We start from the raw sequence: 16,433 nt of genomic DNA on the forward strand, positions 1-16,433 counted from the left end.
CTGAAACAGAATTTTTTGATCAGAATATCATAACAGATGACCACTTTTCTCTCTGGTTTTGTTACAGCTTCCTTTATTGAATAAGGATATAGCTTTGCTCATTCTGCAAGTTGTTCTCGCGTGCAACGCAAAGACAATTGCTGATGTTTGTATTGTGGAAAAAGGGGTAGAGGAGGTGATAATAACTCGCTCAACGTAAGTGAGGTTTTTGAGGGAGTTTGAGCGTTCTCCTCTATATTTCTATACACGTCATCCGTGTTAGAGATTGCAGAAAAGTAAGCACATCTCAAAGCACATTCTTTTCTTATCCCCCATGTTTTATTATAGCCAATTTGGAACACAAATTGGGGAGATAAGAAAAATGTTTGTATCAATCTGCAAAATAAAATTAACTCGTTAACCCATGAAAACAGGGTCTATAAAAATAACCAGACACATCATTTAATAGCCTAATTTCTGTCAGATTCATATACCAAGGTGCAGTATCGTGAACACCTTACGCCGCCAAGAGAATGATTTTTGGCATCGATCGCATCAGCCAATTCCCGAAGAACTTCCTACCTTGGAAGCTAACGAATTTTTACCCCATATTGGCAAATGGACAAGTATCGGTGGGGTAGTTGTCTTCAGTATCTTTATTGTGGGGGTGGTGCTAACATCTGTTCTCAAGTACAACGTGACGGTGAAAGTGCCGGCGACTATTCGCCCTGTGGGAGAATTAAGGCTGGTACAGTCGCTAATTAATGGCAAAATTCTCAAGATTAGTGTTGCAGAAAATCAGATGGTAGCCGAAGGACAAGCGATCGCCTACATTGATGATTCTCGTCTGCAAACGCAAAAGAGCCAATTACAAAACCTGATTCAGCAAAGTCAACTACAACTCAATAAAATCGATGCTCAATTAGGTGAAATTGATGCTCAAATTACAGCCCAGACGAACTTAAACGATCGCACCACAATCGCCGCACAAGCTGAACTGAGTGGTACACAACGCAACTATGCAGATCAGCAAGTTAAAGCTACTGCGGATATGACACAAGCCCAATCAGCTTTAACGTTAGCCAGGATACAAAAAGACCGCCTGCAACGGGAAAAGCTATTAACGGCGACGGTGCGGGAAACAGAAGCCGCTTTGGAGTTAGCCAGGGTGCAAAGCGATCGCCTACAACGGGAAAAGCTGTTAAAAACTACCGTAGATGAAGCGGAAACAGGCTTGAAATTGGCGAGAGAACAACGCGATCGTTTACGACGGGATAGGCTTCTCAGGACGACTGTGCAAGAGACACAGACGGCTTTGAACTTAGCCAAGGCGCAACAAGAAAGATTACAAAGGGAACAACTCTTAGCCAAAACTGTGCAGGAAGCAGAAACCGCTTTAAATTTAGCCAGGGTACAACGCGATCGCCTGCAACAAGATAGAGTTTTAACTGCAACTGTCCAAGAAGCAGAAGCCGCCTTGAGTTTAGCTAGAGTACAGCGAGAAAGATTACAGCCGATAGTAGCATCGGGAGCGATCGCCCGTAGTTTCTTCGAGGAAAAAGACCAAGCCGTAATATCGGCGGAGGCGAGGCTGGAACAAGCCAAAGCTAACGCTAAAAATCTGCTGGAAGATAAAGAACAAGCGGTGATTGCGGCGGAGGCGAAACTGGAACAAGCCAAAGCCAACGCTAAAAATCTTTTGGAGGAGAAGGAACAGGCTGTCAAATCAGCAGAAGCGAAGCTAGAACAAGCCAAAGCCAACGCCAAAAATCTCTTGGAGGAAAAAGACCAAGGTGTAATTGCGGCGGAAGCGAAGCTGGAGCAAGCTAAAGCCAACGCCAAAAATCTCTTAGAAGAGAAAGAACAAGCGGTGATTGCGGCGGAGGCGAAACTGGAACAAGCCAAAGCTAACGCCAAAAATCTCCAAGAAGAAAAAGACCAAGCTTTAACAGTTGCACAAACCAATCTCGCCAAGGCCAGAACTGCAATAAATCCCAATGATGCAAGCGTGACTGTAGCATCGGAACGAATTAAACAAGAACAAGCCAGAGGTGAAGTTACCTTAGCCGCCTTGAAAAAAGAAAGAGAAACTTTGCTACAACAACGCTTAGAATTTCAAAAACAACTGGACAGAAACCGCAAAGAACTACAACAAGCCGAAAATGACCTAAACCAAAGTATAGTCCGCGCACCCATCGCCGGGACAGTGCTGCAATTGAATTTGCGTAACCCCGGACAGGTAGTACAACCGAGTGAGGCGATCGCTCAAATCGCACCGTTAAACGCGCCAATACAAATCAAAGCTAACGTCCAGGCGCAAGATATCAACAAAGTCAAACCCGGTCAACAAGTCCAAATGCAGGTTTCTGCTTGTCCTTACCCAGACTACGGCACGCTCAAAGGAACAGTCAAAACAATCGCCCCAGATGCCCTACCTGTAGCTAATAATAGCCCACAAACCACCACAGCTAAAGCCACAGCCTATGAAGTCATTATAGAACCGCATACCCCATACGTTGGTAGAGGCGATCGGCAATGTCAACTCAAAACCGGAATGCAAGGTAAAGCAGATATCATTTCCCGCAGAGAAACAGTATTAAGGTTCATCCTCCGCAAAGCCAGATTAATTGCAGATTTGTAATTAGTCAGAGACGCGATTAATCGCGTCTGTACAATTGTCTTCTGCGCTTGATTCTTAATTTTGAATTTTGTAGCTTTAGCTTCCCGTAGGGTATTTTGAATTTTGAATTGGTATAACCTCCGTATTCCTCTGCGTTTAAAAAAGCCACCAACTGATACAAAACAGTACTTAAATTACAAATTAATATGCTTAATTTCTTCAAACTCCGAAAAAATTACCCCTGTGTTTTACAACTGAGTGAAGAAGATTGTGGAGCCGCTTGTATAGTTTCCATTTGTCGGCAACACGGACGCTTTTTAAGTATGAATAAAAGCCGTGAAGCAGTAGGAACTGGACAATTAGGTACAACCTTATTAGGTCTGAAACGTGGCTCGGAAAATCTCGGTTTTAACGCCAGAGCCGTGAAAGCATCACCCGCAATCTTAGACAGAATTAAAGAAATTCAACTACCAGCAATCATTCATTGGCGGGGCTATCACTGGGTAGTTTTATATGGAAAAAAGGGAAGCAAATATGTCATAGCCGATCCAGCCGTAGGAATTCGTTATATTCACCGGGAAGAGTTAACAACCGCTTGGAATGGGGTCATGCTCTTAATGGAGCCAGATCACCAGCGTTTTTCTCAACAGCCCCACGACAAACCACAGCCAGGATTTACCCGCTTTCTCCAGCGCATCTTGCCCTATCATGGGCTATTGTCCCAGGTTTTTATGATCAACATTGTCCTGGGCATATTGGCTTTAGGCTCACCAGTCCTGATTCAAATCCTCACCGATGATGTCTTAGTTCGTGGCGATACTCAACTACTAACTGTGATAGCGATCGCTGTCGTCATCATGAATTTATTTAGTAGCGGTATGCAGGTATTAGAATCTACGATGATTGCTCATTTTAGCCAACGCCTGCAATTAGGTTTAGTCTTGGAATTTGGGCGGAGAATTCTGCAATTACCATTGACTTATTACGAAGCTCGTCGCAGTGGAGAGATTACCAGCCGACTTAGAGATATTAATGAAATTAACCAGTTAGTCTCACAGGTTGTAGTACTTTTACCTAGCCAATTTTTTATCGCTGTAATTTCTTTCGGCTTAATGATTTTTTATAGTTGGCAGTTAGCATTAGCGGTCATCCTCATCGGTGCATTGATGAGTTTAGCTACATTGCCGCTTTTACCAGTCCTACAGCAAAAGACTCGTAGTCTTTTAGTTTTAGGTTCAGAAAATCAAGGTGTGTTAGTAGAAACCTTTAAAGGCGCACAAGTCCTGAAAACCACAAATGCTGCACCGCAATTTTGGGATGAATTACAAAATCGTTTTGGTCGTCTGGCAAATTTAACATTTAGTACTATTCAAATTGGCATTATTAACAATACTATTGCGAAATTTCTTTCTGCTATCGGTGGTGTAGTTTTATTAGGACTAGGAAGTATTTTAGTCATCCAAGGAAAGTTAAGTATTGGTCAAATGCTAGCAATTAATGTTCTGCAAGTTAATGTGCTGACATTAATTAGCTCATTAGTAGGTTTAGTTGATGAATATTTTCGTTCCCAAACTGCTATCTCTCGGCTTTTGGAAGTTATTGATGCTACTCCCGAAGTAGATAACACTTCTCAAAAACCATTCGCCCAAATCTCTAGTGATGCAGACATTCGTTTTTCCCATATTAACTTTCACCATCCTGGTAGAGTTGACCTATTGGAAGATTTTTCTCTCAAGCTACCAGGAGGACAAATTATTGCTTTAATTGGCAAATCAGGCTGTGGTAAAAGTTCCTTAGCCAAACTCATGGCAGGATTATATCAGCCCAATTCTGGTAATATCCGCATCGGCTTTTATAACATTCAAGATATTGCCCTTGATTGTTTACGACAACAAGTAGTTTATGTACCTCAAGAACCTCATTTCTGGAGTCGTTCAATTTTAGAAAACTTTCGTTTAGGGAGTCCCCATATTTCCTTTGAAGAAGTCGTCACAGCTTGCCAAATTGCCGATGCTGACAGTTTTATTAGCCAACTACCAAATAAGTATCAAACAGTGCTAGGAGAATTTGGGGCTAATCTTTCTGGAGGACAAAAACAAAGACTAGCGATCGCCAGAGGTATTCTCAATAATCCACCAGTCCTAATTTTAGATGAAGCAACAGCTGGACTAGACCCAGTTAGTGAAACTCAAGTTCTTGATCGGTTGTTAGAATCACGTCAAAGTAAAACTACAATTCTCATTACCCATCGTCCCAGCGTAGTCCATCGCGCCGATTGGATTGTCTTACTAGATCAAGGCAAAATACAACTCCAAGGTACTTTAGAAGATTTCCTGTCTCAACAAGGAGAGCATCTAAAGTTTTTATCAATATAAATATTATTTTTAGTCATAAAAAACATAGCAAATTGTAATTTTCCAAAAAAGATGCAGTAAAACCAAAATTTTATGTATAAAGTAGTAAACAAATAATTTTATTAAGCACTGATCATAGCTTATAAAATACATATTTTGGTATTTGAAAACTCATAAATAAACTAAACTTATTGCAGGGGTATTATTAATCTTACCCCTGTATTTTTATGGCGATCAATTTATATGAAAATTATATTTTGCCATCAAAATAGCATGAGTCAAAAGTAGTAAAATTTATTTTTATAAATACCACCACAGCATAATTTAAATAAACCAAGGATATTCAATAATCAAAACATAGGTAATAACAAACCTATGTTGTTAAGTAAGTGAGGTAAAAGTTCATGTCTAACCAAATGCTAGCTTCCAATTTACTTGAAGATTTATCCTTAGATCAACAGCAATCTTTAGCTGGTGGTCAAACCTTTGATGAGGGAGATGATGAAGGCGGAAATACACGACTTGGCACTGGTGAAACTCGCCGCTATAGAATTAGAAGTGTCAGCATCGTTAGTGTCCGCAAATTGTCATAGTTAGTGACAATTGGAGTGAACTGAAATAAACGTCTCAAAGTCTAATTGTACTTGAGCATTTCTGCACAATCTCCTATTTTCTGCTAAATCTTATGAAGCTAGGTAATAAAACTACCTAGCTTTTTTTATGGAATTATCTCTATTGATGAAAGCTAAATAACTCATATTTTTATTTAAAATAAACTTTAATTAAAAGATGATTTTCTATGAACCAAAAGCTAGATATTTAATCAAATATTATCTAACTAAAGAGTAATTTAAAATATGTATAAATATTGAACAATTAAATTATCAGGTGTTAGACACCTATGTGATTAAGTGAGGTAAAAAATATGTCTAATCAAACCATTGCATCTAATTTGCTAGCAGATTTATCCACAGAACAACAGCAGTTTCTAGTGGGTGGTCAGCAAACAACTCAACCACCACAAGGTCAAGGTGGTTGTCCGGGTGGTATGGGTTCTGGTGGTATGGGTATGGGTTCTAGTGGTACTGATCAAGATAGCTGGGAGCAAAATGGCTATGATCAGGAAGGGGGTGGCGCTGGAGGTAGCTTTGGTAGTCGCCGTCGCCGCTTGCGAGTAAGACTTTCTGGCTACGTTTATCTCAGATAAGTTGACAAATTTCAAAAGTAGGATCTGCACTCTTATTCATACAAGGTAAATGTTCTCAAACCTTGTAGTTAATGACTAGTGCAATCAGAACGCTAACTAGATGGGATTTTTACTCAACAGCCAGTTCCTCGGAGAAACTGGCTTTTTTTAATTTAATTACATTTTGAGGATACAATTTTCAGCTATATCCTATTTATGATGGGGTACGAAAATATTGTTTTTTGCATAAAAATATAAATTAATAAATGAAATAGTATTTGCATTGATATCTGCAATATTTACAGGAAGATTAGTTGAAAAATCATACTTCTTAAGCAATATTTTTATTATTTTTATTTCCACCTCTAGGAGAGTTTAATTTGTCAATATTATTCCTATAAATAGAATCAAAGTTATTATACATTTATGGTTATTATTCATATTTGTATAAACTTTGTAAGCGTGTATAAATAATAGAGAGAACAGAGAAAAAGAATCATGTCAAATCAAGTTTTGCAATCTGATTTACTCGTGGAACTCTCCACAGAAGACCAGCAAAATCTAGCTGGAGGTCGCTGGGGTCATTTCGGTGGTTTCGGTGGTTTCGGTGGTCGCTCTTGGTTTAGAACAGGCAGATTCTGGGGAGGTCGCTCTTGGTTCAGACCAGGTGGTTTCCGGGGTCGCTGGGGTGGTTACTGGAGATAATTGCCTGAAGCTCATCGATAGAAGCTTATTAATTATCATGACAAGTCTTGATTTATCTTAAATCAGACTTGTCTTTTTGCTATTTATAACGCCGTGTCCAACTTTCTCTCAAACCTAACCCCCAACCCCTTCCCTGCAAGGGAAGGGTAGCAAGATTCAAAGCCTCTCTCCGCTTGCCTAACGGCAGGCTAGCGCCAACGGGAAGAGGTACTCTACGAGAAGCGCTCCGCGCTATGGAGAGGGGTTTCAAAAATAAGTCGCACATCGCGTTATTTATATTAAAAATAATTACCCAATTGTCTGGGAATTATGCTCAATTTCTTGGGCTTCTAAAAGCCTAGTTTGTTCCCAAATCCAATCTTGTAAAATTGGATTAACTAACTCAGGAGCTTCATCTTGAGGACAATGTCCTACGCCTTCCAAGGGAATAAACTTGAGTACTTGAGGATAGTTAGCTAATTCTCGACCTAAATCTATCGGTTCCCAAGGGTCATCTGTCCCCCACACAATCAATGCTGGACAGGGTAGCAATGGTAAAAGGTCTTCTGGTAGGGGGCCAGAAGAATAGGAAGTAAATGCCAGGAAGACGGCTACAGCACCAGGATCACTTGCTGGTGCTGTCAAAATATCCACCAGTTCCTCTGTCACAGCCTCACTATTAATGTAGGCTTGTAGGAGAATCTTTCTCACTGTTTTTGGTTGCGCGACTTGACGGAAAAAGAACTGACCAATTGCTTTAATAGATAGTACGCGTTGCAGCACAGGCGCACCAAAACGACGTGACCAAGGTAGAGTTTCCCGTTTGCGATCGTGCAGTAATCGTAGAGAACAGTTGAGTAAGGCAACACTTAAACAAATCTCTGGATTGCTGACTGCTGCTTGCATGACTACAATACAGCCAATAGAGTTACCCACTAAAAAAGCTGGTTCACCGACAACTTCACGGCAAAAATCCGCTACTTGTTCTCCCCAAGTTTCTAGTGTATAAGCCATTTCTGTATCTGGTTGAGGTTTGGCTGAACCACCAAAACCAATTAAATCAATTGCATAAACACGGCAATTTTCCGCTAGTGTGGGTATGTTTTTTCGCCAGTGTCCCCAGGAAGCACCAAAACCATGTACGAGTACAACAGATGGCCCGGTAGTTCCTTGAGTTTGATAGCAGATGGAAAAACCTCGCCAAATCCAGGTTTTTGTAGAAGTAGAAGTATTCATGAGAATTTAAAAATAGCTGAAGATATTAAAGTAAAAGATTGTACCAATAGAGTTAGAGTTTAGTTGTTCTACTGAACAAATCCTGGGGATACTCCCTGCTTATGGAAAAACTCATAACCCTGAAAGAAACTCAGCTACGTGTCAGTTTTGTGTACAAAATAACAGAAGCAGCAATGTTTACAGCACTGAGATTTTTGTCAAGTTAGAAATCAATAAACAAAAATTCCACAATAAGAGTGTGAAATTTTTTATTCCCCATTTCTTATTCTTTATTGCCTATACTTTATTTTCAACTCAGAGCATCGGCCCAATCAAGGAATTAATAAAAATTATCACACAGATGCCAGTAGCAATGATCTACTCTCTGAGGTTTAATATGGGAATTATTAATTTTCCTATTTATACGTGGGTACAGGCTTGACTAATAAAAATCAAGGAAAGTTGAGATATTATTAACTTCAACTTATTAGTTTATAGATATTATGTAATAGTTTTTTTTAGATGAACTCAATTGTATTTTCATATTTTTATTTATGGGTCATAAATAACACTATTTGCATATTTTTGCACAAGATTAGGAAGTTAATACAAAATAATGAAATAAGCAGCCGGATAAATTCAGTAGTTTTACAATTTACGGACTTGAAGTTAGCCCATAAGATGTACTGGATACAAAGCATCTACTAATAGGTGAGCTAAACCTGAACAGTAAGGTTCAACTTCACCTAGATTTTTGTTCCTAGTGCAGGCTGGCTAAAGAAAATGACCATACTAGAAACAAGTGACACTCCTGTTGGTGGTTACGCGCCAGATTTTGAATTACCAGGGATTGATAATCACGTCCATCATCTCAGTCGTTATTTAGATAATTTTCGCGCAGTTGGCGTAGTTTCTTTGGGTAATTACTGCCCTTATGTAAATTTGTATCTAGACAGGTTAAAGGCCATTCAAGCGGAATTTGGGATGGAGGGCTTTATCTTAATTGGCATAAATGCTAGTGATATTACCGAGCCAAGTTGGTCAAGCTTAGAGAAAATGAGAGCCTTTGCCCAAAATCACGAGTTAAACTTTCCTTACCTGTGGGACTCGACCCAAGAAGTTAGCAGAAGCTTTGGCGCTACTAAAACACCGATCGCCTTCTTGATCGACAGTCATGGTATATTGCGATATAGAGGGCAGATTGACAATCATCCTCAAGAGCCATCATCTGTAGGCGAAGACTACCTACGAAATGCGATCGCTGCTCTGTTTAAAGGCGAAGAAATCCCAGTACCTGAGACGGAACCAGTAGGCACTTCATTGATCTGGCGTATATAGACATAGATAGTCATTGTACTGCTATCTTAAATTGGAGGCACTTGCAACTTTTTTGATAAAGCGGAACTTCATGGGAACGAATTACCGACGGGTTTTACTCAAACTGAGCGGTGAAGCCTTAATGGGCAACATGGGCTATGGGATTGATCCAGAAGTGGTCAAGGAAATAGCCCAGGAAATAGCGGAGGTGATAGCCACTGGCGTTCAGATTGCCATCGTCGTTGGCGGTGGTAACATTTTTCGTGGCGTAAAGGCAGCGTCGGCGGGGATGGACAGGGCAACCGCCGACTACATTGGGATGATTGCCACGGTAATGAATGCCATGACGCTGCAAGATTCACTGGAACGCATAGGAGTACAAACGCGGGTACAAACTGCGATCGCTATGCAGGAATTAGCCGAACCATATATTCGCCGTCGAGCCATCCGTCATCTAGAAAAGGGACGGGTGGTTATTTTTGGTGCTGGTTCCGGTAATCCCTTTTTTACAACAGATACAACAGCAGCATTAAGAGCCGCAGAAATCGACGCAGAAGTAATTTTTAAAGCCACCAAGGTAGATGGGGTTTATGATGCAGACCCCGAAATCTATCCTAACGCCAAACGTTATAACAGTCTCACCTACGCCCATGTTCTCGCTCAGGACTTGCGGGTGATGGACAGTACGGCGATCGCCCTTTGTAAAGAAAATAATATCCCTATTCTTGTATTTGACCTAACAACGCGGGGTAATATTCGCCGCGCCGTTTTAGGAGAATCTATCGGTACCCTTGTGGGAGGTTCTTGTGAAATTAGCTGAAGCTGAAAGTAAAATGCAACATACTGTTGAGGCGACTCAACGGGCATTTAATACAATTCGTACTGGCCGCGCCAATGCCAGCTTGTTAGATAAGGTGTTGGTAGACTACTACGGTTCACCTACGCCCTTAAAATCCCTAGCAAACATCAGCACGCCAGACGCAACGACAATCCAAATTCAGCCTTACGATAAGACCAGTTTAAATATTATCGAAAAGGCAATTTCTCTATCTGATGTTGGTCTAACACCCAGCAATGATGGTTCTGCTATTCGCCTGAATATACCACCCTTAACAAGCGATCGCCGCAAAGAACTAGTCAAACTGGCTGCTAAGTACGCGGAAGAAGGGCGTGTTGCTATTCGTAACATCCGCCGTGATGCCGTAGACTCAATTCGCAAACTAGAGAAAAACGCCGAGGTTTCCGAAGATGAAGCCAAAGACCAACAAGACAAACTGCAAAAACTAACCAACAAATATACTGCCAGAATCGATGAACTGTTGACAGAAAAAGAAAAAGACATCACCACTGTCTAAACAGTTTTCAGGCTGAGGAATCTCATGTTCTTCAGCCTTTTTTATCAGTAATACCAAATTAATATGAAGCTGCGCCAAATAAATGATGTAGAGACTTTGTATGCAACGTCTCTACAGTACAGAATAAAGTGCATCTATGGCTACGCCAGGCAAGCTACATCAAGAAACGGTATAAGTCCTAACTGTTGACAACTCTCAGAAATTTTGAATTTTGAATTTTGAATTTTGAATTTTTTATGTACGACACCATCATCGTTGGTGCTGGGCCTGCGGGTGGCGCAGCAGCATATCATTTAGCCAAAAAAGGGCGTTCAGTATTAGTTTTAGAAAAAGAATCCTTACCTAGATATAAACCATGTGGCGGGGGAGTGTCACCAATAGTTGCCGAATGGTTTGACTTTGACTTTAGCCCAGCAATTTCTCTGAAAGTAGACTCATTTCGTTTTACCTGGAACTTAGAAGACCCTGTAGAAGCGAAGATTGAGACTAAAGAACCAGTGTGGATGGTACGCCGGGAAGTTTTTGATCATTTCTTAGTACAGCAAGCGCAAAAACAAGGCGCAGAACTGCGGGATAATACAGAAGTTACAGGAATTGAGTTTAAGAGTGACTACTGGCAAGTTAACACCGCTAACGGCCCCGTTACTGGGCGCTATCTAATCGCTGCTGATGGTGCTAAAGGCCCAATGGCAAAATGGTTAGGCTTCAAAGAGCGTAAACGCCGTTTAGCCGGTGCATTAGAAGCAGAAGTTCCCGCCAAGGTCGAAGATAAATCTACAATTCACTTCGAGTTTGGTTTAGTGAAAAACGGCTATATTTGGAACTTTCCCAAAGAAGATGGTTATTCAATTGGTGTAGGAACCTTTATTGGTGGACAACCCCAAGATTTTAAGAAAATTTTGGTTGAATACTCCCAATTATTTAATATAGATGTCCAAACTAGTAAGCAATATGGTCATCCAATTGCTCTATGGGATGGTAATCAAAAATTACACACTCAGAACGCTATTTTGGCAGGGGAAGCAGCTTGTGTAGTTGACCCCATGACCGCAGAAGGAATTCGCCCCTCAATTTATAGTGGTGTTCACGCCGCCGCCGCAGTTGACAAAGCTCTTTCCGGTGATATCAACGCCTTAGAAGAATACACCGAAATCATTCATGAAAGTTGGGGTGCTGAGATGGCTTGGGCGCAAAAATTAGCCGGCGCTTTCTATCGCTTTCCTAGCGTCGGTTATCAAGTTGGTGTTAAGCGTCCCACTGCTCCCAAAGTTATGGGTAAAATCCTCTGTGGCGAAATGTCTTACAGCAGCGTTGCCGGTCGCGCTCTCAAGCGTCTAATCCCTGGCTTTAGAGGTTAGGCAACACCAATTAACAATTCAAAATTCAAAATACCCTACGGGAAACTAAAGCTACAAAATTCAAAATTAAGAGAAGTATCTGTAGGGTGGGCAATGCCCACCATATCCGGTTTTTGGTGGGCATTGCCCACCCTACATAGGATTCACTACACCCCTACACCCCTACACCCCTACACCCCTACACCCTTACTTTTTGGATATTTTTTTACTACTTGGAAACCGTATTAGCTCTACGGTCAGGACGCGACTCTAATTGGCGTTCGCCGTAATGTAACAGTCTGCCTATAATTGCCAAACGATTTTCCCAAGCTCTGACTTGATAGCTATTTTCCATCTGTTGTTGACGCATCCAGACCCGAAATAGTGATTGAAAGCGAGTTAGATTAGCTTTGGCTGTGACTAACTTACTAGCAGAAGGTGCGGTTGCTAGTTGATTTAAAGCATTTTGCAGTAATTCTGCCTGGCTATGAAAATCGGCAATGCTTTTATTTGTTATCTGTTGTTTTTCATCCTGTAGAACTAATTGCCATTCGCGTTTCAAACTCAGATATCTGGTCACAGCACTTTGGAATGGTTCACGATGAGGTAGAGGTTCACTAATTGCCGATTGTTGCTTTCCTTGGGTATTACTAAATAACTTGTGCAGCTCGTTATTTAAATTTTCGGCGGCGAACAGTGCATAACCACTCACCGGTAAATCCCTCACCAATTGCAACTGGTCAAATGCACCTAGTGTTGGTAAAGAAAGTAATCTGATTCCAGGAATTAATAAAGTAGAACCTAATTGTGTCGAAGTAATCCAAGGTTTTGCTAAAGTTTGGAAACGCACCGTATCTTGGGCATAAGTCATGGGAATAATTAAATCTACATTTCCCTGTCTTGCCCAAATTTCCCAATGCTGTTGAATTTTTTGGACGCGTTCATATTCTGGTAGGGGGAAGACTGCAACTGACAAAATCAGGTTGCGGTCTTGCTGACGTAACATTTGGGAAACTTGAGCAACGAAGCTATCAACTTGCTGGGTACGGAATGTTGTCCACTGCTGCCATAGTTGTGTTTGACTAGGGGAAATCTTCATCGGATCTACACCTGTCAATTGTTGAAACTGGGTTCTGGCTGCTTTACCGTAACCGTAGCTTCGTCCGGCTGCTGGGTCTTGGAAAGGGTAGCGAATATAGTCTAGCTGTAGACCATCGACTTTATATTTAGTAATAATCTCTTCGTAAAGTTTCAGCAAATACTGGCGTAATTCGGGATTGGCTGGATCGAAAAAGGGCTTAGTTTGACCAAAGGGAATCATTTGCCCTTGGTGATCGTAGTTTGCCCAATCAGGGTTAGCAGCTAGGACTGGCCCTGGATAATTGGTGGGAATATTCAGTAATTCATTATGGCGCTGGTTTCCAGCCGCGAATGTCCAAACCCAAGCGTGTAATTCCATCCCTCGCTCATGAGCTAATTTCACCCCAGAAGCCAAGGGATCCCAACCGCGAATTAATGGGTTTTGCTGGGGTGCAACTTTACTGGGATAAATGGTGTAGCCAGCGTTGACTGTTTCAAAAAAGATGGTGTTGATTCCTGCTTGCGCCAAACGATCAAAAATTTTGGCTAATTCTTGTTCGCTACCTGCACGGACAATTGTCCCTCTGTCTAGCCATACTGAGCGGATTTCGGCTGGCGCTAATCTGCGGTCTGTGGGAAACTGTTTCCACAAGTTTGTTCTGGTTGCGAGCCATTGTTGACGAGCCAGAGCATAATTTTTATTGGCAATTAACTGAGGTAAGTTTTTGGCTACTACTCTAGCTTGTGCCAAAACTTGTTCTTTGTTAGCGATGGGAGTTAAAGAGGTGCTGGTAATTCGTGGGGCTTCGGCTTTCACAGACAGGGAGTTGTTGCTATTCCCATCATTCACCATTGCGGCTAAGTGGGCGCTTTCTACTCGTCCAATGAGGTTTTCTAGCTCTTGTTGGAGAGCGATCGCTTCACTACTACCTATTGGTGCATTAGAATGAGGCGCAACATCCCAATGTACTTGTTGTTCCAGTTGATCAATCGCTTCTTCAGTTGCGGGTGGTTTGGTTGCTGGTAAGACTGGTTTAGGTGGAGTGATGGTTCTGGGGGCGATATTATTAGTTCTCTTCTGTTCCTCTGAAACAGTTGCTACCGATGTGGCACAATTGGACGCACCTCCGGTAATTTTTTTTGTGTTATTTCCTGACACATAACGAGTCACAGCAGCTTTGAGCCAAGAACTATCTAATTCTGCTGTGGAAGCTGCATCTGTTCCCCAGCGCCAGCCCAAAAAAGTAGCGCGTTCTGTTGAGACTACGGCGGCGGGATTTTCTCTGGAATTCCACACGGCTACAGTTTGACTAGCACCACTACTGGGTATCAAAACACCACCGTGTACATTACCAAAAATTCCCCTGTTATTTACCCAGCTATGACTTGAGGTTTGAGGGGGTTTGATTTCTTGTTTATCCTTGAGGCTAAATCCCCAATAGCCGCCTAAGAGGGTTTTTAATAATTGACGGACTCCTGGGGCTGAGAGACTACCAACGGGGCCGCTTGCAATGATGTTACCGCCTTTGCTCTTCCACTCTTCCAAGGCGATCGCTTGGGTTGGCGTGAGGGTTTCGATATTCGGCAAAAATAACACGCGGCGATCGCCCCAATCTGCTACATTACTCACACTTGCTAGGGGAATCACACAATATTCCACCCCAATATTTTGCAAGCGTTTGGTAATTCCTGCCCAATGCTGTGTATTGTCTGGACTTTGAACTACACTCAAAACGGGTTTTTCTACCGCCTTTGCTGTCAAAATATCAACACAATTAAAAATAACTAATTGCAGAGTAAAAATGAAGAATCCAGTTTTTTTAATTTGCAATCTGTGATTATCTTGATTGTTTTTTTTGTGATTCTTCACTATTTCTCCCCACCACTAATTAATTATTATTTATTATTTATGAATTAAATCAACTCTGATTTACATCAGGAAAACAACTGATATTGCCTATCTAAACGCTAACACTATCAGTAATACAAGTTTTTATCAGTTCTTCAACACCTGCGATCGGTATGATTTTTGTTTGTAATTTTTGGGCTACTTCCTCAACATTCATATCATCTAAAAAAACTAATTCTCCATGTTTGAGCATGACATTAGGTAGCAAAATGCCTCCACCTAAATCCTGTTCTTTTAAGTGTAAAAGTAAATCGTGTCCAGTAATTAATCCGGTAACACTAATAGTTTGTCCCCAGTAATCACTAGATAAGGCACGCATATTTATTTCTAATCCTTCCACCGCATTTAAGCTTTTGAGAATTGGTTGAAAGGCTTTTTCTACAGCATTACCAACAACCCAAGTTAACTTTTTAGGGTGGTTGATTTTTGCTGGTAATAATTCCGCCGCAGTCTCTGCAAATTGTTTGAGAAATAACCTAATTGAACCTACACCGTTATCAATTTGGGGGTATTCTTCGTACTCAGCCTCGCTAGGTAATTCCTCACCCGCAATCAAAAACCATTCGTCTGCTAACCAAGCAACATTAGAACCAAATTGTCGGCGAAATTCCTGGGTGAGCGATCGCACCTGTGCAATCACTTCTTGGGCTTTCTCTCTAGTTACAGGTATAAGTTCGTCTTCTTCAGGACGAAATCTTGTTAACCCGACTGGTACAACTGCCACTGAGGCAACGGTAGGCACATCCCCATCATGAAATGACGCTAAATCCCGCAGTGTTTGTTCCAGATGTTTGCCATCATTTATACCAGGACACACAACTACTTGAGCATGGATTTGCAGCCTTCTGGCTTGAAACCACCGCAACTGGTCTAATATCTGTGCTGCACGCTGATTTTTCAGCAGTCTAATTCTCACTTCCGGTTCCGTTGCATGAACAGACACATATAAGGGAGACAGACGCATTTGTTCAATCCGTTGCCACTCCCTTTCCGGCAAATTGGTGAGAGTTAGATAAGAGCCGTATAAAAAACTTAACCGATAATCATCATCTTTTAAATACAGGCTAGAACGCTTACCTGGGGGTTGTTGGTCAATAAAACAAAACGGACAACGATTATTGCACTGAATTAGACCATCAAACAAAGCCGTTTCAAACTCTAACCCCAGGTCTTCGTCGTAGTCTTTCTCAATTTCGATATGATGAGTTTTGCCAGAAGCGTCTAAAACTTCCAATTCTAGGAACTCATCAGAGCATAAAAATTTATAATCAATTAAATCGCGGGGCTGTACACCATTAATAGCTACAAGCGCATCGCCCACGTCAAAGCCAATTTCAGCAGCTATAGAATCAGGTAGTACTTTGGTGATACGGGCGGGAAGAATAGCAGCCATGAAT

General features: G+C 41.4%; 12 protein-coding genes. 9 read left to right on the top strand and 3 right to left on the bottom strand.

Annotated elements, in window-relative coordinates:
* Positions 1-487: 487 nt before the first annotated feature.
* The 5 genes from H6G14_RS03690 to H6G14_RS03710 all read left to right on the top strand — a co-directional run bounded on the left by H6G14_RS03690 (position 488) and on the right by H6G14_RS03710 (position 6,844).
* Positions 488-2,620, top strand: coding sequence for a beta-barrel domain-containing protein (locus tag H6G14_RS03690; RefSeq protein ID WP_190565790.1), 2,133 nt, complete (start codon positions 488-490; stop codon positions 2,618-2,620).
* Positions 2,621-2,805: 185 nt separating this feature from the next.
* Positions 2,806-4,974, top strand: a complete 2,169-nt coding sequence (locus H6G14_RS03695) for a peptidase domain-containing ABC transporter (RefSeq protein ID WP_190565791.1) — start codon at positions 2,806-2,808, stop codon at positions 4,972-4,974.
* 383 nt (positions 4,975-5,357) lie between these two features.
* Complete coding sequence (locus H6G14_RS03700) at positions 5,358-5,546, top strand: hypothetical protein (RefSeq protein ID WP_190565792.1); 189 nt, start codon at positions 5,358-5,360, stop codon at positions 5,544-5,546.
* Positions 5,547-5,878: 332 nt separating this feature from the next.
* Positions 5,879-6,160, top strand: a complete 282-nt coding sequence (locus H6G14_RS03705) for a hypothetical protein (RefSeq protein ID WP_190565793.1) — start codon at positions 5,879-5,881, stop codon at positions 6,158-6,160.
* Between the two features lie 477 nt (positions 6,161-6,637).
* A complete protein-coding gene (locus tag H6G14_RS03710) occupies positions 6,638-6,844 on the top strand; it encodes a hypothetical protein (RefSeq protein ID WP_190565794.1) in 207 nt (68 codons plus the stop codon).
* Between the two features lie 288 nt (positions 6,845-7,132).
* Here H6G14_RS03710 and H6G14_RS03715 read toward each other — a convergent pair whose 3' ends face one another.
* Positions 7,133-8,059: an alpha/beta fold hydrolase gene (locus H6G14_RS03715; protein ID WP_190565795.1), complete on the bottom strand. Its 927-nt coding sequence runs from the start codon at positions 8,057-8,059 to the stop codon at positions 7,133-7,135.
* 762 nt (positions 8,060-8,821) lie between these two features.
* Between H6G14_RS03715 and H6G14_RS03720 the strand changes: the two genes are divergently transcribed.
* The 4 genes from H6G14_RS03720 to H6G14_RS03735 all read left to right on the top strand — a co-directional run bounded on the left by H6G14_RS03720 (position 8,822) and on the right by H6G14_RS03735 (position 12,068).
* Entirely contained in the window at positions 8,822-9,376 is a 555-nt protein-coding gene (locus H6G14_RS03720; protein ID WP_190565796.1) for a thioredoxin family protein, read from the top strand.
* 70 nt (positions 9,377-9,446) lie between these two features.
* Positions 9,447-10,175, top strand: coding sequence for a UMP kinase (pyrH, locus tag H6G14_RS03725; protein ID WP_010995380.1), 729 nt, complete (start codon positions 9,447-9,449; stop codon positions 10,173-10,175).
* Positions 10,162-10,710, top strand: a complete 549-nt coding sequence (gene frr, locus H6G14_RS03730; RefSeq protein ID WP_190565797.1) for a ribosome recycling factor — start codon at positions 10,162-10,164, stop codon at positions 10,708-10,710. The genes pyrH and frr overlap by 14 nt, the downstream gene beginning before the upstream one ends.
* Positions 10,711-10,946: 236 nt before the next feature.
* Complete coding sequence (locus tag H6G14_RS03735) at positions 10,947-12,068, top strand: geranylgeranyl reductase family protein (RefSeq protein WP_190565919.1); 1,122 nt, start codon at positions 10,947-10,949, stop codon at positions 12,066-12,068.
* A 208-nt stretch (positions 12,069-12,276) separates the two neighbouring features.
* Here H6G14_RS03735 and H6G14_RS03740 read toward each other — a convergent pair whose 3' ends face one another.
* Positions 12,277-14,997: a family 10 glycosylhydrolase gene (locus H6G14_RS03740; protein WP_190565798.1), complete on the bottom strand. Its 2,721-nt coding sequence runs from the start codon at positions 14,995-14,997 to the stop codon at positions 12,277-12,279.
* A 91-nt stretch (positions 14,998-15,088) separates the two neighbouring features.
* On the bottom strand, positions 15,089-16,429 hold the full coding sequence (locus tag H6G14_RS03745; RefSeq protein WP_190565799.1) for a TIGR03279 family radical SAM protein: 1,341 nt from the start codon (positions 16,427-16,429) through the stop codon (positions 15,089-15,091).
* Between the last annotated feature and the right edge of the window lie 4 nt (positions 16,430-16,433).

It is taken from the genome of Nostoc parmelioides FACHB-3921 (genome assembly GCF_014696625.1).
Classification (GTDB): domain Bacteria; phylum Cyanobacteriota; class Cyanobacteriia; order Cyanobacteriales; family Nostocaceae; genus Trichormus; species Trichormus parmelioides.

Coding starts and splice junctions, on each gene's coding strand:
- H6G14_RS03695 (WP_190565791.1), top strand. CDS start 2,806: ATGCTTAATTTCTTCAAACTCCGAAAAAATTACCCCTGTGTTTTACAA.
- H6G14_RS03700 (WP_190565792.1), top strand. CDS start 5,358: ATGTCTAACCAAATGCTAGCTTCCAATTTACTTGAAGATTTATCCTTA.
- H6G14_RS03705 (WP_190565793.1), top strand. CDS start 5,879: ATGTCTAATCAAACCATTGCATCTAATTTGCTAGCAGATTTATCCACA.
- H6G14_RS03710 (WP_190565794.1), top strand. CDS start 6,638: ATGTCAAATCAAGTTTTGCAATCTGATTTACTCGTGGAACTCTCCACA.
- H6G14_RS03715 (WP_190565795.1), bottom strand. CDS start 8,059: ATGAATACTTCTACTTCTACAAAAACCTGGATTTGGCGAGGTTTTTCC.
- H6G14_RS03720 (WP_190565796.1), top strand. CDS start 8,822: ATGACCATACTAGAAACAAGTGACACTCCTGTTGGTGGTTACGCGCCA.
- pyrH (WP_010995380.1), top strand. CDS start 9,447: ATGGGAACGAATTACCGACGGGTTTTACTCAAACTGAGCGGTGAAGCC.
- H6G14_RS03735 (WP_190565919.1), top strand. CDS start 10,947: ATGTACGACACCATCATCGTTGGTGCTGGGCCTGCGGGTGGCGCAGCA.
- H6G14_RS03745 (WP_190565799.1), bottom strand. CDS start 16,429: ATGGCTGCTATTCTTCCCGCCCGTATCACCAAAGTACTACCTGATTCT.